This window comes from Salinarchaeum sp. Harcht-Bsk1 (genome assembly GCF_000403645.1).
Taxonomy (GTDB): Archaea; Halobacteriota; Halobacteria; order Halobacteriales; family Salinarchaeaceae; genus Salinarchaeum.
Window position 1 is genome coordinate 2,831,995 of the sequence record NC_021313.1, and the last position, 18,091, is coordinate 2,850,085.

Genomic DNA, 18,091 nt, shown 5'->3' on the forward strand with positions numbered 1-18,091 from the left:
CCCCGGTGGGAATGGAAGGGGCCGACCGCTCGTCGCTCGTAACGAAGCAAGCACCGCAGCCGAGCGAACGAAGTGAGCGAGGCGAGGAGCACAGCGAGTTAGGAGCGACGAGCGGGAGGGGGCTTCCAAGTGGTCTCCTGTTGCGGTCACGTTACCGACGCGAACGGAACATTCGAATCCGAGCGCAGCGATTCCTAGACCAGGTCCCAGGGAGCACCGTCGAAGTCCACCACGCGGTACTCCTCCTCGATCGAATCGATCCGCTCCATCGCGTCGTCGCTCAGATCGACCTCCAGCGAGCCGTAGTTGTCCTCGATGTGCTCGTAGCTGGTCGCCTTCGGAATTGCCACGGCACCACGCTGGCGGAGCCACGCGAGACAGACCTGCGCGGGGCTCGCGTCCTGGTCCTCGGCGACCTCCTGAATCACGGGATCGTCGAAGACCTCGGTCTGCGCGAGCGGCGAGTAGGCCACCAGGTGATAGTCGTGCTCCTCCGCCAGCGCGAGGTGCTCCTCCTGCTGGCAGTAGGGATGACACTCGACCTGGTGTGCGAAGATCGGCGCGTCGAGAATCTCCCGTGCCTCCGCGAGCTGTTCGGGATTGAAGTTCGAGAGCCCGACGTGCCGAATGTCGCCGCGGTCGACCAGCTCGTCGAACGCCGAGAGTGTCCCTTCCGGATCGTACGCGTCCAGCGGCCAGTGGACGTACAGCAGGTCGATCGTGTCCACGCCGAGTTTCTCGAGGCTCTCCTCGGTCGTCCGGAGCACGTCGTCGTGGCCCAGGTCGCCGGTGTCGACCTTCGTCGCGAGGAAGATGTCGTCGCGATCGACGTCAGCGGCGGCGATGCCGTCGCCCACGGCATCCTCGTTGTCGTAGCCCTGCGCGGTGTCGATATGGCGATACCCCATCTCGAGCGCGTTTTTCACGCTCTCGGCGCACTGCTCGGGATCTTCGTTTTGCCAGGTGCCGAAACCGATCGGGGTCGGATCTCGCGTCATGCCCTCCCGTCCCCGCCTCGCATTGAAAAGGGGTCGACTGGCGGCAAATCGCGACCCCCACAAACCGGGTCTCAGAGCGTCCTCCGGTACCGATACCGTTCGACGCCCGTCACGTCGTCTGCGGTCGTCTCCACGACGGTGTACCCTTCGTCCTCGTAGAGTGCTTGCGCGGCTCGAAGCGGTTCGATCGTCTCCAGCACCGCGGTCTCGAACCCCGCCGCACGCGCCCGGCGCTCCAGTTCCGCGAGGATTCGCCGCGCGTACCCGTTTCGCTGGTGATCCGGATGGACGCGCATTCGTTTGACCTCGACCGTCCGGTCGTCGATCGGCAGCCACCCGCCGATCGCGACGATCGCTCGGTGGTCTTCGGTCGCGTCACGGCGCTCGCCGACGAGAAATTCGCCGCCTGACTCGATGTAGTGGGACTCGACGTTGCAGATGTCCTCGTCCACGGCCGCTTCCTCCACGAACGCCAGTGGCGACGCTCGGAGCGCGGCTTCGTGAACGTCCCAGACCTCGTCCGCGTCCTCGGAGCGGTACTGGCGGACGTCGATAGTATCGCCCATACTGGCACGATCGCAACGACTCTCGGTAATACTAGTGCAATTGGATATTATTGCAGGTACTATCCCGTCGTCACGGCAACGTGTCCGACGGGGTCGCTCCCGTCGATTCGACGGGCCGACCGCCGCTCACTCGAAGTGGATGAGCGGCTTCACGATGTCGTCGGACTTCTCGTCCATCATGTCGAAGGCCGTCTCGATCTCGTCGAAGTCGAACTCGTGGGTCGTCATCTTCGTGGGGTCGACCCTGTCCTGCTCGAGCATCCTGAGCAGCCGGCGGATCCGCAGGCTTCCGCCGGGACAGAGGTCGGTGACGATCGATATCTCGGCCATGCCGACGCCCCACTCCTCGCGTGGGATGTGCCTGAACTCGCCCTCGCCGTGGTAGCCGACGTTCGAGACCGTGCCGCCGGGTTTCGTCGCGCGGATGCAGTCCTTGAGCGTCTCGTCTGCGCCGAGGGCTTCGATCGCCGAATCGACGCCCTCGCCGTCCGTGAGGTCCATGATCTGCTCGACGGGGTCGCCCTCCTGGAAGTCGACGACGTGATCGGCGCCGTACTCGCGGGCGAGCTCCTTGCGGTTCTCCATCGTCTCGACGGCGATCACCTCGCCGGCGCCCTGGAGGCGGGCGCCCTTCGTCGCCATCAGGCCGACCGGCCCCTGCGCGAAGACGGCGACCGTACCGCCCATCGGGATGTCGGCGTTCTCCGCGCCGGCGAAGCCCGTCGAGAGCATGTCGGCCGTGTAGCACGCTTCGTGGTCCGAGACGCCGTCGGGGATGTGCGCGACGTTGCCGTCGGCGTCGTTGACGTGGAAGTAGTCGGCGAACGCGCCGTCCTTGACGTTCGCGAACTTCCAGCCGCCCAGGGCCTGGTTCGACTGGGACGGGTGGCCGTCCTGGGCCGCCGTGGAGTTCCAGTCCGGCGTGATCGCACCGACGGCGACGCGATCGCCGGGCTCGAAGCGTTCGACGTGATCACCTACCTCCTCGACGATACCGACGGCCTCGTGGCCCAGCGTGAGGTCCTCCCGATCGCCGATCGCGCCGTGGACCGTGTGACAGTCCGAGGTGCAGATCAGCCCCACTGTCGGTCGGACGATCGCGTCCATCGGCCCTGGCTCGGGCCGTTCTTTCTCGACGATACCCGTCACTCCGATCGATCGCATGACGAAGGCTTCCATCGGGGACACCAAGGTGTGGTTCGGTAGCTCGGAGCATAATACTCGGGAACGACCTCACGACGTGGAATCCAGTTGGTACGCATCGGTGCGCGGTCCCGCCTCGTGCGAACGTTCGGCCCGTCGAGGCGTGCGAGGCGCCAGTGGGGTCAGGCCTCGTACTCGCTCGGGTCGATCCACTTCTCGGCCCAGGCGTCGAGTTCGTCGAACACCACCTCCAGATCCTCGCCCTTCTCCGTGAGTCCGTAGAACACCGCGATCGGCGCCGCTTCTTCCGTCCGACGCTCGACGAGACCGGCCTCCATCAGCGCGTCGAGGCTCTGGGAGAGCGTCCGCGAGCTCGCTCCCGTCGCCTCTTTCAGTTCGTTGAACCGTAGTTCACCGTCCTGCAGGTCGTGGAGCACGTGGAGTCGCCACTGGGTGCCGATCTCGTCCATGGTCTCGGCCGTGGGACACGACTGGGGATCCACGGCCACGTCGTCGTCCGCCTGCATGGGCGGTACAACTGGTCGTTCGTGCAAAAATCCTCTGCCCGCCGAGAGCCGCGGGTGGTCCTCGTAGGCCGCCGGTGTACTTCGGTACACCTGGTCCGACCGACGCCACCCGGTATACTATAATATACCTGACACTTATGTCGTCCGCGGTCGTTCGTCGACACGCGATGGAACGAACCAACGCACTCGACTCGATCGTGTCGACGACTGACCGACCGTCCTGCAGCGTCGCTGTCTCCGAGGTGGTCGCCTGATGGCCTTTGAATCGACCGGAGCGGGTCTCGCACTGCTGCTCGGCCGCCTGGCCTTCGCGAGCGTGCTCGGATTTCTGGCGGTCGGGAACCTCCAGGACATGGACGAGACGATCGCCTACGCGAAGAGCAAGGGCGCCCCGCTCGCCGGACTGACGGTCCCGCTTTCCAGCCTCGCGTTGCTGGCCGGCGCGGCGGCGATCGCCCTCGGCGCGTTCCCGCTGGTCGGCGCGCTCGCGATCGGCGCCTTCCTCGTCGGCGTCACGCCGATCATGCACGACTTCTGGACGCAGGAGGGGATGGACCGCCAGAACGAGTTCATCCACTTCCTGAAGAACGTCGGTCTCGGCGGTGGCGCTGCGGTCTTCGCCGCCCTCGCGACGCTCTCCTGGCCCTACGCCCTGGGCCTCACCGTGCTGTAGGCGATCCGGATCGCGCTGGAATCACGACCAATCACCTTCCTATCCACATGGGACGACTCATCGACGGCGACTGGCACGCCGACGTATCGAACCTCGCGACCGACGACGTACCGTTCGAACCCGACGCGTTCGACGGTAGGATCGACGCCGATGGCCCGCATCCACCCGATCCCGAGCGCTACCACCTCTACGTCTCGTGGGCCTGCCCCTGGGCTCACGGCACCCTGCTGACGCGCGCCCTTCTCGGGCTCGACGACGAGATCGGCATCAGCGTCGTCGATCCCCACCGGCAAGACGACGGCTGGGAGTTCACCCCGGAGAAAGACGGCTGCACCCCAGACAGGATCGGCGGGAACGACTTCCTCCGCGAGGTCTACACCGACGCCGATCCGACCTACACCGGCCGCGTCTCCGTGCCACTGCTCTGGGACGAGGAAGCCGGGACGATCGTGAACGGGGAATCCGACGAAATCATGCGCATGCTGGCCGCGGCGTTCGGCGACCGGGCCCCCAACGACGAGAACGCCGACGTCGATCTCTACCCCGAGGCCCGCCGCGCCGAGATCGACGAGGCGATCGAGGCCCTCTACGGACCGATCAACCGCGGCGTCTACTACGCCGGGTTCGCGGACAGCCAGTCCGACCACGAGGCGGCCGTCGAGACCGTGTTCGACGCGCTCGACCACTGGGAATCCGTGCTCGCCGACCAGCGATTCCTGCTCGGTGATCGGCTCACGCTCGCCGACCTCCGACTGTTCGCGACGCTCGTCCGGTTCGACGCGGTCTACTACACCCACTTCGGCGTCAATCGGAAGCGCATCGTCGAGTATCAGAATCTCTGGGGGTTCACCCGAGACGTCTTCCAGACCGGCACCGTCGCACGGACGGTCGACCTCGACCAGATCAAGGCCCACTACTACCGCTCTCACGAGGAGCTCAACCCGTCCGGGTTCGTCCCGGTTGGCCCGGAGCTCGACTTCGCAGCGCCCCACGATCGTGACCGGCTCGCAGATCGCGACCCGCTCGGCGCCGCCGACTGACCGAGGGCCTCAGTCGAGTTCGTCGAGCTCTTCGTCGGCGTCGTCCACTGCTCCTCGCTCCTCGTTCGGGGGCTCCTCGTCAGCCCGCTCCTCACGCACGGCAGTCGGATCATCGGGTGAGACCGCCGCGGTCTGCTGACCGGCGAAGGCGTCCTGAATCCGATCGACCTGTGCGACGTTGCGAACGTTGTCGAGCGTCAGCTGGTCCCGCTGTGCCGCGCCCTTCCCGGTCGCGACGCCGCTCGTCAGGATGCTCTTGACGCCGTCCTCGATCGTCATGTCGACGTCGTAGACGCGATCGGTCGGAACGCAGGTGAGGAAGCCGCCGGTCACGTGATTGGGCGCCATCGGCACGAACAGCGTCATCATGTCCTCGTGATCGGTCGCGTCCTCGACGGCCTCGGGCGCGGCACTGGTCTGAAAGCCGATCACGTACATGTCTTCGTCCAGGCACTGGACGAGCTTGACGTCCTGGAAGTTCTCGTCCTCCGTCGTCAGCATCACGTCGCCCATCCGCCGGAAGCTCTTGTAGACGGTCCCGATCCCGGGGATCGACGCGATCGCCATGTCCAGCACCTCGATCACGCGCTCGCCGTACCGGTTGTGCCCGACCGAGCCGACGGCGAGGACGATCCCCAGGAGGATCACCAGCGCGATCAGCTCCGCGAGGAAGTCGACGACGTACTCGTAGATCCCGATGTCGATCAGGAACCTGACCAGCTCGACCTGCCGGAAGGTGTCGATCAATCCGACGTACTCGAGGAGGTCGACGAACGGTCCGAGCGCCCGGCCGATGTACGACAGCGCGACGCTGATCAGAAAGACCGTGACGATGACCGGGACGATGATCGCGACGCCCCGGAAGAACACGCTCCAGAAGTGGTCGTAGATCGCTCGAATGGCCTCGAACGGCGACGTGGAGGGGCGTCCGGTTTCGTGGCCTTGCTCATCAGGCTAGTACGACCGCGTTCGACGGAAAGTCGCTTCGACTGGTGGTGTGTGAACCAGTAGGCGTGGCCGCCGGCACTCGTCGAGTGCGCGTGGGCATCAACTGGTGCTCGCGAAGAAATTCGCGGTGCGAGCGATCAGTCGTCGTCCGCTGCGGGGGCAGCCGCCTCCTCCCGATCGGCACGCGGTCCGTCGAGCTCCACGTCGGGTAGCAGATCACGCAGGTACCGACCGGTGTGGCTCTCCTCGGTTCGCGCGACCTCCTCGGGCGTCCCCGCTGCCACCACGTCGCCGCCGGCCTCGCCACCTTCGGGGCCGAGGTCGACTACGTGGTCGGCGTTCTTGACGAGGTCGAGTTCGTGTTCGACGACGACCACCGTGTTGCCCCGATCAGCCAGCCGGTGGAGCACTTCGATCAGCTTGCGTTCGTCCTCGGGGTGGAGCCCGGTGGTCGGCTCGTCGAGGAGGTAGAGCGCGTCGCCCTTGTCTTTCTTCCCGAGCTCCTCGGCGAGCTTGATCCGCTGGGCCTCGCCGCCGGAGAGCGTGGTCGAGGGCTGCCCGAGCTTCATGTAGGTGAGCCCGACGTCCTTCAGGAGCTTGAGCCTGCGTTCGATCCGGGAGTCGTGCTCGAAGAAGTCGTAGGCCTCCTCGACCGTCATGTCGAGGACGTCGGCGATCGTCTTCCCCTTGTACTCGACGTCGAGCGTCTCGGCGTTGTAGCGTGCCCCGCCGCACTCCTCGCAGGGGACGTGGACGTCCGAGAGGAAGTTCATCTCGATGCGGACGGTGCCCTGGCCGCCACACTCCTCGCAGCGACCGCCCTTGACATTGAACGAGAACCGGCCGACCTCGTAGCCCCGGCGCTTGGCGAGCTCCGTCTCCGCGAACAGCTCCCGGATGTGATCGAAGACGTTGGTGTACGTCGCGGGGTTCGACCTGGGCGTCCGCCCGATCGGGCTCTGGTCGATCATGCGGATCGTCTCGACGTCGTCGTAGCCCTCGACCCCGTCGTGCTCGCCGGGGTCGACCTCGGTGTTGCCGTGCATCTCGCGGGCGAGGGCCTTGTAGAGCACCTCGTGCATCAGCGTCGACTTGCCGGACCCGGAGACGCCGGTGATCGCCACGAGGTTCCCCAGCGGGAATTCGACGTCGAGGTCCCGGAGGTTGTGCTGGCGAGCGCCCTCGACGACGAGTTCCCCGTCGGATTCGCGACGCTCGTCGGGAACGGGGATCTGCCGCCGCCCCGAAAGGTAGTCGCCAGTGACCGACTCCTCGCAGGCCTTCACGTCCTCCGTGTCGCCGTGGACGACGACCTCGCCACCGCGCTTGCCTGGGCCCGGCCCGAGGTCGATCACGGTGTCCGCGCGTCGCATCGTCTCGGTGTCGTGCTCGACGACGAGTAGCGTGTTCCCGAGGTCTCGAAGCTCCTCGAGCGTGTTCAACAGTCGGTCGTTGTCGCGCTGGTGGAGCCCGATCGATGGCTCGTCGAGGACGTAGAGCACGCCGACGAGGCCGGAGCCGATCTGGGTCGCGAGCCGGATCCGCTGGCTCTCCCCGCCGGAGAGCGTGGAAGCCTCGCGATCGAGCGTGAGATAATCGAGGCCGACCTCGCACATGAAGCCGAGCCGGGCCCGGATCTCCTTGAGGATCTCCTCGGCGATCGTCCGGTCGCGGGCGCTCATGCCTTCCTCCATCCCCTCAAAGTGTGCGAGTGCGTCGCCGATCGACATCCGGTTGACCTCGGTGATCGAGGTGTCGTCGACGAGGACGGCGCGCGAGACCGGTTTCAGGCGCGTCCCCTCACACTCCGGGCACGTCGTGATCGACATGTACTCCTCGATGTGGTCGCGGGTGCCGTCCGAATCCGTCTCGACGTAGCGCCGCTCGAGGTTCGGGATGACCCCTTCGAAGGGCTGTTCCTTGTGCCGGGTGCCGTTCGAGGTGGTCCACTCGAAGACGACGTCCTCGTAGGTGCCATAGAGGAAGGCGTCCTGTACCTCGTCGGGGAGGTCCTCGAAGGGCGTCGTCAGGGGAACGTCGAAGTGCTCCGCGACGGACTGGAGTCGCCGCCGGTAGTACGTCCGGTTGAAGCTCCAGGGCTCGAAGACGTGCTTGAGCGGCTTCGAGGGGTCCTCGATCACGAGGTCCTCGCTGACCTCCTTCGTCTCGCCGATCCCCTCACACTCCGGGCAGGCGCCGTGCGGGCTGTTGAACGAGAACGATCGGGTCTCGATCTCCGGGAGGTCGATGCCGCAGTCGGTGCAGGCGAGTTCCTCGGAGAGTTCGACGACGAGGCGATCGTCGGTCGCGGCTTCGTCCACTTCCTCGGCATCTGCATCGACCGCTTCGATCTCGGTGTGGTCGTGATCCGCGCCCCCGGCCAGATCGCCGGTCGAGCGAGCGCGGGACCCCAGGGAGTCGGCGGCGCCGTCCGGCGCATCCGGGAGGATCACCTTCAGCACGCCGTCGGCTCGATCGAGCGCCGTCTCGACGGAGTCTGCGATCCGCGAGCGGTCCGCGGGATCGAGCTTCACGCGGTCCACGATCACGTCGATCGTGTGGTCGTAGTTCTCGTCGAGCTCCGGGATCTCCATCGTCAGGTCGTGCTCCTCGCCGTCGACCTCCACGCGGCCGAACCCGTCCGCTTTCAGCTCCTCGAAGAGGTCCTCGAAGGCGCCTTTCTGGTCGCGGACGACCGGGGCCGCGATCTTCGCCCTGGTGCCGTCCTCCAGCTCCAGCAGCCGGGAGACCATCGTGCTCGCGGACTGCTCGCCGACGGGCTGGCCGCACTCGGGGCAGTGGGGCGTGCCGGTCCGCGCGTAGAGCAATCGGAGGTAGTCGTGTAGTTCCGTGACGGTCCCGACGGTCGATCGTGGGTTGTTCGCCGCGTTCTTCTGGTCGATCGAGATCGCGGGGGAGAGTCCCTCGACCTTCTCGACCTGCGGTTTGTCCATCTGCCCGAGGAAGTTCCGGGCGTAGGCAGAGAGCGATTCGATGTACCGTCGCTGTCCTTCGGCGTAGACGGTGTCGAAGGCAAGGGAGGACTTGCCGGAGCCGGAGAGGCCGGTGACGACGGTGAACTCCTCGCGGGGGATGTCCACGTCGAGGTCCGCGAGGTTGTTCTCCGCCGCGCCCCGCACCTCGATGTGCTCGGTCATTCGGACCGCGGTATGCGCGGCCGCCACCTGTACCCATCGGTTTCGGAAGCGACCCGTTTGGCTCCGCGTCCCGCGAGCGGCCGGCCACGGCGCCGAAGCGTCGCAACGACTAACCCCGACCGTCGAGGAGTGCGAGTCATGACCGACGCCGAGCGGACGACGCGCGAGCGGATCGCGGAGCGGCTCCGGGAGGGCCCTGCGACTGCGAGCGACCTCGCGGAGCACTTCACGATCCCGACCGACGTCGCGATCGACCACGTTCGACACGTCGCCGCGACGCTCGACGGTACCGACGAGCAGGTCGTCGTGGCGCCGCCGGAGTGCCGGGACTGCGGGTTCGACGGGTTCGACGACCCCGCGAATCGGCCCTCGCGGTGTCCGGAGTGCAAGAGCGAGTCGCTCGAGGAGCCGACGTTCGCGATCGAGAGCCTCTAGGATCTGAACCGTAGCCTCGGAATTGTTGCTCCAACGAGGAGAGTTGTCCCGTCTATCCGCGAGCTTTCACTCACCACAGGGGCTCCGTGGGACTGACCGATTGCCGTCGGGTGGGACTGGAAGGGGCCGATCGATGCGGGAAGCACGGCGACGCAAGCACCGGAAGGAGGGAACGAAGTGACTGACTGAGGAGCGCAGCGAGCCGCGCGACCGCATCGATCGGGGGCTTCCAACCGGTCTGCTGTTCCTGCAATCGCCGCAGGGCAGAGGAGCTAGATTCAATAGTGCCGTTCCTCGACGAGTTCGTCGAAGAGTCGCGAAAGCAACTCCGTCACCGCCCCACCGCCGACCGAAATTCCGTCGACCTGATCCACGGGCCGAACCTCCCACGTCGTGTTCGTCACGAAGGCCTCATTCGCCTCCCGAACGTCGGAGGGCTCGTAGGTCCCGGTTCGGACCGGCACCCCGGCGTCCTCGGCCAGATCGATCACCAGCCGACGCGTGATGCCCGGCAACAGATCCCGCGTCGCGCTCGGGGTGTGCACCGCGTCGTCGTGCACGAAGAAGACGTTGCTCGCGGCTCCTTCGACCACCGCCCCGTCCATATCCCGCAAGAGCGCCTCGTCGGCTGTCTCGATCAACTCGGCCCGGGCGAGAATCCCGTTCAGGTAGTTGTGGGTCTTCGCTGTCGCGGGGATCGCCGAATCCGGCATCCGCCGCGTCTTCACGGTCTGGAGGGTCGCCGGTTCGTCCCACACGTCGTCGCCGTCGACGCCCCCGCGGGGCAGTTCCTTGGCGTAGACCACGACGGTCGGATCGACCTCGGGTTGCGGCGTGAGCTTCCCGGGCTGGCTCCCTCGCGTGATCGAGCATTTGACGTACGCGTCGTCGAACTCGTTGGCGGCGAGCGTCTCGTCGATCCGCTCGCGCAACTCCGCCCTTTCGAGGCCGTGATCGAGCGAGAGCGCCTCGCAGGTCCGATCGAGTCTGTCGGCGTGGGCTTCCCACTCGAAGACGTCGCCGCCGTAGGCCCGGAGCGTCTCGAAGGCGCCGTCGCCGTACTGGAAGCCGCGGTCCTCGACGCTCACGGTCGCTTCTTCGGCCGGTACGATCTCGCCGTCGACGTTGTACTGTGGACTCACGTTCGATCACCACCGCTCCCGCCGGTCCGTTTCGTGCCGTCGCCGGCCTGCCACTCCGCCGCCAGCCGGCAGAACTGCGCGACGAGCTGCTTGCCGACCGCGAGCGACGCCCCCTCCTCGGCGTCGACCTCGCCGGTGAGGATGCTCTCGGGGTGGAACTGCACGCCGAAGTGGGGTCGTTCACGGTGGCGGACGCCCATCAGTACCGAGCCGTCGTCGTCGGTCGTCGTTGCCGTCTCGGCCAGGCCCGCTGGCAACTCCGACCGATCGACGGCCAGCGAGTGGTATCGGCCGACCCGCAGCCGATTCGGGAGTTGCCGGTAGAGGCCCGCTCCGTCGTGCTCGATCACCGACGGCTTGCCGTGGACGACGTCCGGCGCAAGCTCGACGATCGCCCCGTTCGCAGCGCAGAGCGCCTGGTGGCCGAGACAGACGCCGAGTGCCGGAACCGCCGTCTCGGCGAAGAGCGGCATCGAGACGCCGGCGTCTTCGGGATGGCCCGGCCCAGGAGAGACGATCACCCCGTCGGGATCGAGCGTCCGAACGTCCGCGACGTCGATCGCGTCGTTTCGCCGGACGACGACCTCGCCGGCGAGTTCGCCGACGTACTGCACGAGGTTGTACGCAAAGGAGTCGTAGTTGTCGACGACGAGGATTTCCACGTCGGGCACCGTGTCGGGATTCGGTTCGGGGACTGTGCGTTCGACAGCGTCGCTCGCTTCGGACGGTTCCGTGCTCACGGCTGCTCACCTCCCTCGTCGAGGGCATCGACGTCGATCGCCTCGCCGTTCACCGCGAGCGAGGCCCGTTCACCAAGCGCTCGATCGACGGCGTTCACGAGCGCCCGGCCCTTGTCGAGGGTCTCGCGGTACTCTCGCTGTGGCACCGAATCGTGGACGATCCCGGCGCCGACGCGGAGGTCGTAGCGATCCTCGTGGCGCACGAGCGTCCGGATGACGATATTCAACGTCGCGCGACCGTCGAAGCCGAAGATGCCGATCGATCCGGTGTATGGACCGCGTCGGGTCCCCTCGAGTTCGTCGATGATCTCCATCGTCCGCGGTTTCGGCGCGCCGGTGATCGTGCCGCCCGGGAACACCGCCGCGATGGCGTCCGCGAGCGTCGCTCCCTCCCGAAGTTTCCCTTCGACGAGCGAGACGAGGTGCATCACTTCCGAGTAGCGATCGACCCGACGGTACTCGGTGACCTCGACGGTGCCGTACGCAGCGACCTTTCCGAGGTCGTTCCGTTCGAGGTCGACGAGCATCGCGTGCTCTGCGCGTTCCTTCTCGTCGCTCGTGAGTTCGGTTTCGAGGGCGGCGTCCGCTTCGGGATCGTCGCTCCGTGGGCGGGTGCCGGCGATCGGCTCTGTCCGGATTCGATCCCCGTCGCGTTCGAGGAGGAGTTCCGGACTCGCGCTCACCAGATCCGCCGCAGGGAGCTCGAGCAGCGCCGAGTACGGTGCGGGATTCACCGAACGAAGGGCGTCGTACGCCGCGACGGGGTGGACGGCTGCCGGCGCGGAGAGACGCTGGGAGACGTTCGCCTGGAAGGTGTCCCCGGCGCGCACGTATTCCTTGACCGCCCGGACCCGATCGGCGTAGGTCTCCGGGGTGCAATCGCTCTCGAACGTCGCGTCCCCGGCGGCATCCCCGACGGTCGGCACGTCGGGGTCGCCCTTTTCGATCCGATCGACGAGATCGAGTGCGCGCTCCTGGCCGCGGTCGAACGCGGCGTCCGCGTCGGTGCGATCTCCCTCGCCGCCAATCGCCGGGCACGCCGTGATCCGGAGCGTCGTCTCGCCCTCGGTCGTGGGACACTCCCAGGCAGCGAGCCGATCGAAGAACGCTGCCTGGAACCGCGGCAGGTCCCGGTCGTCCACGGCTTCGCCCGGCAGGTCCTCTAGCTCTCGGACGACGTCGTAGGACAGCCAGCCGATCGCGCCACAGGGGCACGGGATCTCGCAGTCGCCGCGACGGAGCGCCTCTGCCTGCAGTAGCGCCTGGAGTGCAGCGAGCGTCGGCGAGTCGTCCCCCGTCGGGGCCCGTCCGCTGGACCCTTCACCGTCGACTGGGGCGTTTCGAGACCGGGCCTGCGGACCGACCGTCAGTCGCTCGATTGGATCGACGCCGAAGTAGCCCCAGCCGGACTGGCCGCCGGTCGTCTCGAGGAAGGCCCCGCCATCGCCATCCCCGCCGCGAGCCCGCCGGTAGGCATCGAAGGGATCGTCGACCGGCAGGCTAACTTCGACGGGGACCCGCGTGCCGGTCGGCGCGTCGGCGGCCGTCGACAGGAACGCGTCCCTGTCGGTAACGACGGTCGCCTCGGTCATGTTCGAGGGGAGCGCGGCTGGTCGTATTGTCCTTGCGGTGGGTCGAGACGGGGCGACACGGCAGGCTCGAAGAAAGTGGCGTCAGTACTCGCCAGCCTGGTCGATCCAGCCCTGGATCCGGCCCTCGGCGATGTCGGATTCCTCGGCGAGGCCGGCTGCGTCGGCGGCCGCGAGTTCGCCGACAGTCTCGACGCCAGCGTCACCGAGGCGCTCGGCGTAGGCGGGCCCGATGCCGTTCAGAACGTCGACGGGTTCGCTGGAGCCGGCCGCCTCGGTTGCTTCGGCCTCCTCTTCGTCCGATTCCTCGTCGACGGGAGCCTCGGGCTCCTCGGCGTCGGGAATCTCGACCTCGTCGGGTTCGTCCTCCGCTGCCGTCGCTGTTTCGTCCTCAGGTGCCGCCTCCGTGTCCGCCTCCTCCTCAGCACCCGTTTCGGCTTCTTCGTCGACGCTCGTCCCGGTTTCTTCCTCGATACTCGTTTCGGCCTCGTCGGCGACGCTCTCAGTTTCCTCCTCGGCAGCCGCCTCGTCCTCGTCCTCGTCCCCGGAGACGGCGACCGCGTGACTGCCACCCGAAGTCGACTCCTCGACGTCGGCCCCTTTGACTGCAGCCTCGTTCTCGGGGTCGTGCTCGACCGTCACGGTCACGTCGCGTTCGGGCTCGGACCCGCCCTCGTCGAGGCCGAGGAGGGACTTCAGCTTCCGTACGATAGACATACGTACAATTTCGTTCGCCCCCGGTGTTAATGTCACCGATAGCTGGGCTCCGGAGCGCTCCCTCGCGGGCTCGATTCTCCGCGCTCACTCGAGGTGTGATCGGAGCGCAGCATTCATCGCCTCGACGGGCGCCGCTTCTCCCGTCCAACGCTCGAACGCCGCCACGCCCTGGAAGAGAAGCATCCACGCGCCGTCGATCGTGTCTGCTCCGGCAGCGGCCGCGTCGGCCAACAGGCGGGTTTCGATCGGGCTGTAGACCGCGTCGAAGACGACCAGGTCCTCGTGCAGCGCGTCGGCGTCGACCGGCGACACGTCGTCGTCCATCCCGACGCTGGTGGCGTTCGCGAGCACGTCGGCGTCGGCGAGCAGGTCGGGAACGGCCTCGAGTCCGTGACCCTCCGCACGGGGCACGTCGCTCGCGAGGTCGTGGGCCTTCGAGGCGGTGCGATTCGCCACGTGGACGGACGCACCCGCGTCGGCCAGCGCGAACGCGATCGCGCGGCCCGCGCCGCCGGCACCAATCTGGACGGCGGTTGTGCCGTCGAGATCGACGTCGTGGTGGGCGAAACTCCGGCGAACGCCCGCGACGTCTGTGTTGTGGCCCGTCGGGCGACCGCCGTTCGTAGACCCCACGCTCGAAAAGTCGACCGTGTTCACCGCGCCGATGCGTTCGGCAGTCTCGTCTGGCTCCACGTGGTCGAGGACGTCCTGCTTGAACGGAATGGTGACGTTCAGGCCGGCGATGCCGAGGTCCGCCGCTGCCTCGATGGCCGCGCCGGCGTCCTCGGGTTCGTAGGTGACGTAGCGGGCGTCGATCTCGAGTTCCTCGTAGCCGGCCTCGTGCATCGGCGGCGAGAGCGAGTGGCCGACGGGGTTTCCGATGAGTCCGTAGACGTCCATGCTCGTCGAATCGCACCCCCGGGGTTTGGGGTTTGCGCGTCGCGGTGGCGGTCCCCGATCGTGCGGTCTCGGCCGCTGTCCACGTGGACCCCGTACCGACCACCGGCGTATTTGGCGCTCCCGAACGAACCCTCGGCCATGCTCGTCGGTATCATCTCCGACACCCACGACAACGTCGCGGCGGTCGAACGGGCCGTGGACGTCTTCGAGGCGCGCGACGTCGAGACCGTCGTCCACTGCGGCGACGTGATCGCTCCGCCAGTCGTCCCCTTCTTCGAGGGGCTCGAAGTCCACGCCGTCCTCGGGAACAACGACGGCGAACTGGACGGGCTGGAGTCGGCATTTCGCGACCTCGGCAACGGCTCAGAACTGCACGGCCGCTTCGCCGTCGTCTCCTTCGACGGGTTCGAGGTCGCGATGCTCCACGGCGAGGACCTCGACGAGGTCGACGACCTCGCTGCCGGCGGCGAGTACGACCTCGTCTGCCACGGGCACCACCACGAGGCCGAGCAGCGCGAGGTGGACGGCACGACCGTCCTGAACCCCGGCGGCCACTTCCCGACGATTCCCGCGGAGCACCGGAGCGTCGCGATCCTCGACACGGACGACGGCTCCGTCGAATTCGTGAACGTGGCGGAGTGAAGCGACCCAGAGAATCCTGACTCCTCGTAGATCGCCGCTGGCAAGACAAACGGCGTCGCTGGCTCGTTGAATACTGCCGCAGGTTATTCGAAGATCCTCGCAATCTCGGCGTCAGTCGCAGCGACCACGGTCTCGGGATCGAACGCCGCGACGGCCTCCGGCGTCCCCGCACCGCCCCAGATCTCCTCGTGCTCGAGCAGCGACTCGTCGAACAGCGTGCGCTCGATCCCGTGCCCGACCGGCGGCACGCCGCCGATCGACCAGCCGGTGTACTCCTTTACCTCGTCCGGGCTTGCCGTGCGAGCGTCAGCGGCGCCGAGGTACTCGGCGAGCGCGTCGACGTCGACGCGATGCTCCCCGCTCGCGTACGCGACGATCGGTTCCGTCGATCCGTCGTCGAACTCGACGACCAGGACGACGCTCTTGACGATCGCGCCGAGCGGGCAGCCGATCGCCTCGGCGGCGTCTGCAGCGCTGTGCGTGCCCTCGGGGAGCTCCTCGACGGTGACGTGGAGGTCGTATTCCTCGTCGACCTGCTCCTGGTATCGCGCCGCGGTGTCGTGCATGTCAGTTCGGAATCGCAACCTCGTGTTCCAGCCGACCCACGCCCTCGACCTCGATCTCGATCGTGTCGCCGTCGGCCAGCGGTCCTACGCCCTCGGGCGTCCCGGTCAGGATCACGTCGCCGGGTTCGAGGGTGAGGTACGCGGAAATCTCCGCTATCAACTCCGGAATCGGGAAGACGAGGTGGTCCAACGTCGAATCCTGTCGCAGCTCGCCGTTCTGCCAGAGGCGGATCCGCGCGTCGTCTGGGACCTCGTCGGGCGTCGCGAGGACCGGGCCGAGCGGCGCGGCGCCGTCGAAGGCCTTTCCGCGGACCCAGTTCTGCTCGCGGGACTGGTCGTCGCGATTCGAGAGGTCGACGCCACAGGTGTACCCCGCGATCACGTCCTCGGCGTGGGCCTCCGCGACATCGCGGCACTGCTCGCCGATCACCACGCCGAGTTCGGCCTCGTACTCGAGGGTCTCCTTCCCCGCCGGGAGTTCGACGATATCGTCGTGGCTCGCGACGGTGTTCGGCGGCTTGAGGAAGAGCAGCGGGCGATCCGGCACGTCCTCGTCGCGCTCGTCGGCGTGGGCGACGTAGTTCCGGCCGATACAGACGATCTTCTCGGGGTCGCAGGGTGCGAGCACGTCGACCTCGTCGAGATCGTACTCGCGGCCGGCGAACGCGACGCCGTCGTCGGTCCAGGTGCCCTCGCGGACTGCGCCCGCGGGATCGCGGAATCGAACCGTGTGCATGCTCGGTGATTTGGATGCGGGGAGTTAGGCGTTGGTGCTCCGGCAGCGATCGGTCCACGGTGGAGTGGCGAAGATTCCGTCCGGCGATCCACGCCGTTCACACCCCCGGTTCGTTCGCGAGGGCGGTGTCCTCCGTTGGGACCGTCGCGGTGGCGACGCCGATGCGGTCGCCGACGTCGAGGCTCGGCGACGCGTCGGGCCACTGCCTGAACTGTCGCTCGACGCCGGATGGGTCCCAGACCTGCTCGAAGTTCGACGCCTTCGGCGTGGCCATGAGCACCTGCAGGCTCGTTTCCGTTCCCTGGACGTCGAAGCTCCTCGCAAAGATCCGGTCGGGATTCGGGCCCGCTGCGCTACGGAGGTCGAACGTGGCGTACTGGTAGGAGCCCAGCCGTTCGAGCGCGGCCGCAAGCCAGTCGGGCGGCGTCGGTCCCTCCTTCGCGCGAGCGATCGACCGCCGGAGGAGTCCAGTCGCGAACTGCTCGTACGCCGCGTCTGTCGCCTCCTCTAGCTCCTCATCGATGTAGTTCCACGGCCGGGCGAACGCGAGGCCGGTGTCGGAGACACCGAGTTTCCCGTGGGTTTCGAACGAGTAGACGCCGTGGCCCTCGATCCGCGTGTCCGGGTCGTCCGCCGTATATTCGCTATCCAGTCCCCGTTCGTCGACCGGCCCCGCGGCGTAGGCGCCAGTGCCGGCGAGGAGCTGGGACTGCGCGAAGGACGTTTCGTACCTGGTGATCGCGGTCTGGCGCAGCGACCCGAGGGACTCCGGATCGGTGACACCGAGGAAGCGATACGCTCCGCCCGTCGTCGTCGCCCAGTCCGCCACGGGCGCGTCTCGTTCTCGCAGAGCGACGCAGTCGACGTACTCCATCGAGGCCCTCGCGTAGGGTCGCTCCCAGTCCGGCTGGTCGACCACCGACTGGAGATTCGGATCGACGAGCAATGCGGTGTCCAGCGAGCCGCCGGTGCTGTCACCGCCATTGCCCCCGAGGAAAGGAACCCTGTACACCCGGCCAACCCCGCGGTCAGTCCGCTGCCGACCGCACCGAGTACGCACCGTCTGGATCGCATCGTGGGATGGAGGCACACGGCACAGGCAAAAATGATGTGGCTCGGAGTTCCCTACGGGCATCGCCGAAGCTGCGGCCGCCGACCGTGGAGCGGCCGGCGCCGTGGGGATTGAGCTGGTCGAGTGCCTGAAGCAGGAGTGCGAACGTGCGATTCTCGTGGGTCTGCGCGGCTCCTGTCCGGAAAATCGGTTCCGTTGGCGGTCGATCGTGCCACCGTCTGTGACGGACTCGCGTGGCGTCCGGCGAATCGAAGGCATTTATTGTATCCGCTGCATCGGACCGAGTGAAGGCACCGTTGGTGTAGTCCGGCCAATCATTTTGGCCTTTCGAGCCGAAGACCTGGGTTCAAATCCCAGACGGTGCATGCAATTCCTTCTCCGGCTGGCGATTATCCTCCGTAGATTAACGAGAGGTTAGTCAGATGCGCCAGACCGATTCGACTCAACGGAAGACGGACCCCGACGCTGTACAGCGATTAGAAATATGTCAGACCGAAAT

The 18,091-nt window shown here is 67.1% G+C and carries 18 protein-coding genes and 1 tRNA gene; 5 read left to right on the forward strand and 14 right to left on the reverse strand.

What is annotated here, in order from left to right; translation table 11 throughout:
• Positions 1-194: 194 nt before the first annotated feature.
• The 4 genes from L593_RS13050 to L593_RS13065 all read right to left on the reverse strand — a co-directional run bounded on the left by L593_RS13050 (position 195) and on the right by L593_RS13065 (position 3,234).
• Positions 195-998: an aldo/keto reductase gene (locus tag L593_RS13050; protein WP_020447442.1), complete on the reverse strand. Its 804-nt coding sequence runs from the start codon at positions 996-998 to the stop codon at positions 195-197.
• Positions 999-1,069: 71 nt separating this feature from the next.
• Positions 1,070-1,564, reverse strand: coding sequence for a GNAT family N-acetyltransferase (locus L593_RS13055; RefSeq protein ID WP_020447443.1), 495 nt, complete (start codon positions 1,562-1,564; stop codon positions 1,070-1,072).
• A gap of 126 nt (positions 1,565-1,690) precedes the next feature.
• Positions 1,691-2,743, reverse strand: a complete 1,053-nt coding sequence (locus L593_RS13060; protein ID WP_020447444.1) for an NAD(P)-dependent alcohol dehydrogenase — start codon at positions 2,741-2,743, stop codon at positions 1,691-1,693.
• A gap of 146 nt (positions 2,744-2,889) precedes the next feature.
• Positions 2,890-3,234 carry a helix-turn-helix domain-containing protein gene (locus L593_RS13065; RefSeq protein WP_020447445.1) on the reverse strand — a complete coding sequence of 115 codons (345 nt, stop codon included), beginning with the start codon at positions 3,232-3,234 and terminating at the stop codon, positions 2,890-2,892.
• Between the two features lie 253 nt (positions 3,235-3,487).
• Between L593_RS13065 and L593_RS13070 the strand changes: the two genes are divergently transcribed.
• Positions 3,488-3,907, forward strand: a complete 420-nt coding sequence (locus L593_RS13070) for a DoxX family membrane protein (RefSeq protein ID WP_020447446.1) — start codon at positions 3,488-3,490, stop codon at positions 3,905-3,907.
• 47 nt (positions 3,908-3,954) lie between these two features.
• Complete coding sequence (locus tag L593_RS13075) at positions 3,955-4,947, forward strand: glutathione S-transferase family protein (RefSeq protein WP_020447447.1); 993 nt, start codon at positions 3,955-3,957, stop codon at positions 4,945-4,947.
• Between the two features lie 9 nt (positions 4,948-4,956).
• On the opposite strand, the gene L593_RS13080 is transcribed toward L593_RS13075, so the two are convergent.
• Together L593_RS13080 and uvrA are read right to left on the reverse strand one after the other, a co-directional pair.
• The gene (locus L593_RS13080; RefSeq protein WP_020447448.1) at positions 4,957-5,817 is read right to left on the reverse strand and encodes a DUF502 domain-containing protein; all 861 of its coding nucleotides are present in this window, start codon (positions 5,815-5,817) and stop codon (positions 4,957-4,959) included.
• Positions 5,818-6,032: 215 nt separating this feature from the next.
• Positions 6,033-9,053, reverse strand: coding sequence for an excinuclease ABC subunit UvrA (gene uvrA, locus L593_RS13085; protein ID WP_020447449.1), 3,021 nt, complete (start codon positions 9,051-9,053; stop codon positions 6,033-6,035).
• 138 nt (positions 9,054-9,191) lie between these two features.
• Between uvrA and L593_RS13090 the strand changes: the two genes are divergently transcribed.
• Positions 9,192-9,488: a transcriptional regulator gene (locus tag L593_RS13090; RefSeq protein WP_020447450.1), complete on the forward strand. Its 297-nt coding sequence runs from the start codon at positions 9,192-9,194 to the stop codon at positions 9,486-9,488.
• Between the two features lie 278 nt (positions 9,489-9,766).
• On the opposite strand, the gene L593_RS13095 is transcribed toward L593_RS13090, so the two are convergent.
• The 5 genes from L593_RS13095 to aroE all read right to left on the reverse strand — a co-directional run bounded on the left by L593_RS13095 (position 9,767) and on the right by aroE (position 14,576).
• A complete protein-coding gene (locus tag L593_RS13095) occupies positions 9,767-10,630 on the reverse strand; it encodes an aminotransferase class IV (protein ID WP_020447451.1) in 864 nt (287 codons plus the stop codon).
• Positions 10,627-11,286, reverse strand: a complete 660-nt coding sequence (locus L593_RS13100; protein WP_049894510.1) for an aminodeoxychorismate/anthranilate synthase component II — start codon at positions 11,284-11,286, stop codon at positions 10,627-10,629. Before L593_RS13100 ends, L593_RS13095 begins: the two co-directional genes overlap by 4 nt.
• An 80-nt stretch (positions 11,287-11,366) precedes the next feature.
• On the reverse strand, positions 11,367-12,962 hold the full coding sequence (locus L593_RS13105; protein WP_020447453.1) for an anthranilate synthase component I family protein: 1,596 nt from the start codon (positions 12,960-12,962) through the stop codon (positions 11,367-11,369).
• A gap of 81 nt (positions 12,963-13,043) precedes the next feature.
• Positions 13,044-13,676 carry a helix-hairpin-helix domain-containing protein gene (locus L593_RS13110; RefSeq protein WP_020447454.1) on the reverse strand — a complete coding sequence of 211 codons (633 nt, stop codon included), beginning with the start codon at positions 13,674-13,676 and terminating at the stop codon, positions 13,044-13,046.
• An 84-nt stretch (positions 13,677-13,760) separates the two neighbouring features.
• Complete coding sequence (gene aroE / locus L593_RS13115) at positions 13,761-14,576, reverse strand: shikimate dehydrogenase (protein ID WP_020447455.1); 816 nt, start codon at positions 14,574-14,576, stop codon at positions 13,761-13,763.
• 138 nt (positions 14,577-14,714) lie between these two features.
• Between aroE and L593_RS13120 the strand changes: the two genes are divergently transcribed.
• Entirely contained in the window at positions 14,715-15,218 is a 504-nt protein-coding gene (locus tag L593_RS13120; protein WP_020447456.1) for a metallophosphoesterase, read from the forward strand.
• Between the two features lie 83 nt (positions 15,219-15,301).
• On the opposite strand, the gene L593_RS13125 is transcribed toward L593_RS13120, so the two are convergent.
• The 3 genes from L593_RS13125 to L593_RS13135 form a co-directional block, all read right to left on the reverse strand.
• Entirely contained in the window at positions 15,302-15,784 is a 483-nt protein-coding gene (locus tag L593_RS13125) for a YbaK/EbsC family protein (RefSeq protein ID WP_020447457.1), read from the reverse strand.
• A gap of 1 nt (position 15,785) precedes the next feature.
• On the reverse strand, positions 15,786-16,520 hold the full coding sequence (locus tag L593_RS13130; protein WP_020447458.1) for a fumarylacetoacetate hydrolase family protein: 735 nt from the start codon (positions 16,518-16,520) through the stop codon (positions 15,786-15,788).
• 97 nt (positions 16,521-16,617) lie between these two features.
• On the reverse strand, positions 16,618-17,532 hold the full coding sequence (locus tag L593_RS13135) for a hypothetical protein (protein WP_144060765.1): 915 nt from the start codon (positions 17,530-17,532) through the stop codon (positions 16,618-16,620).
• A 350-nt stretch (positions 17,533-17,882) separates the two neighbouring features.
• Between L593_RS13135 and L593_RS13140 the strand changes: the two genes are divergently transcribed.
• Positions 17,883-17,957, forward strand: a tRNA-Glu gene (locus tag L593_RS13140).
• Positions 17,958-18,091 lie beyond the last annotated feature (134 nt).

Bases quoted from the DNA above. Each gene is read 5' to 3' on its own strand.
- L593_RS13050 (WP_020447442.1), bottom strand. From the start codon at position 998: ATGACGCGAGATCCGACCCCGATCGGTTTCGGCACCTGGCAAAACGAA.
- L593_RS13055 (WP_020447443.1), bottom strand. From the start codon at position 1,564: ATGGGCGATACTATCGACGTCCGCCAGTACCGCTCCGAGGACGCGGAC.
- L593_RS13060 (WP_020447444.1), bottom strand. From the start codon at position 2,743: ATGGAAGCCTTCGTCATGCGATCGATCGGAGTGACGGGTATCGTCGAG.
- L593_RS13065 (WP_020447445.1), bottom strand. From the start codon at position 3,234: ATGCAGGCGGACGACGACGTGGCCGTGGATCCCCAGTCGTGTCCCACG.
- L593_RS13070 (WP_020447446.1), top strand. From the start codon at position 3,488: ATGGCCTTTGAATCGACCGGAGCGGGTCTCGCACTGCTGCTCGGCCGC.
- L593_RS13075 (WP_020447447.1), top strand. From the start codon at position 3,955: ATGGGACGACTCATCGACGGCGACTGGCACGCCGACGTATCGAACCTC.
- uvrA (WP_020447449.1), bottom strand. From the start codon at position 9,053: ATGACCGAGCACATCGAGGTGCGGGGCGCGGCGGAGAACAACCTCGCG.
- L593_RS13090 (WP_020447450.1), top strand. From the start codon at position 9,192: ATGACCGACGCCGAGCGGACGACGCGCGAGCGGATCGCGGAGCGGCTC.
- L593_RS13105 (WP_020447453.1), bottom strand. From the start codon at position 12,962: ATGACCGAGGCGACCGTCGTTACCGACAGGGACGCGTTCCTGTCGACG.
- L593_RS13110 (WP_020447454.1), bottom strand. From the start codon at position 13,676: ATGTCTATCGTACGGAAGCTGAAGTCCCTCCTCGGCCTCGACGAGGGC.
- aroE (WP_020447455.1), bottom strand. From the start codon at position 14,576: ATGGACGTCTACGGACTCATCGGAAACCCCGTCGGCCACTCGCTCTCG.
- L593_RS13120 (WP_020447456.1), top strand. From the start codon at position 14,715: ATGCTCGTCGGTATCATCTCCGACACCCACGACAACGTCGCGGCGGTC.
- L593_RS13125 (WP_020447457.1), bottom strand. From the start codon at position 15,784: ATGCACGACACCGCGGCGCGATACCAGGAGCAGGTCGACGAGGAATAC.
- L593_RS13130 (WP_020447458.1), bottom strand. From the start codon at position 16,520: ATGCACACGGTTCGATTCCGCGATCCCGCGGGCGCAGTCCGCGAGGGC.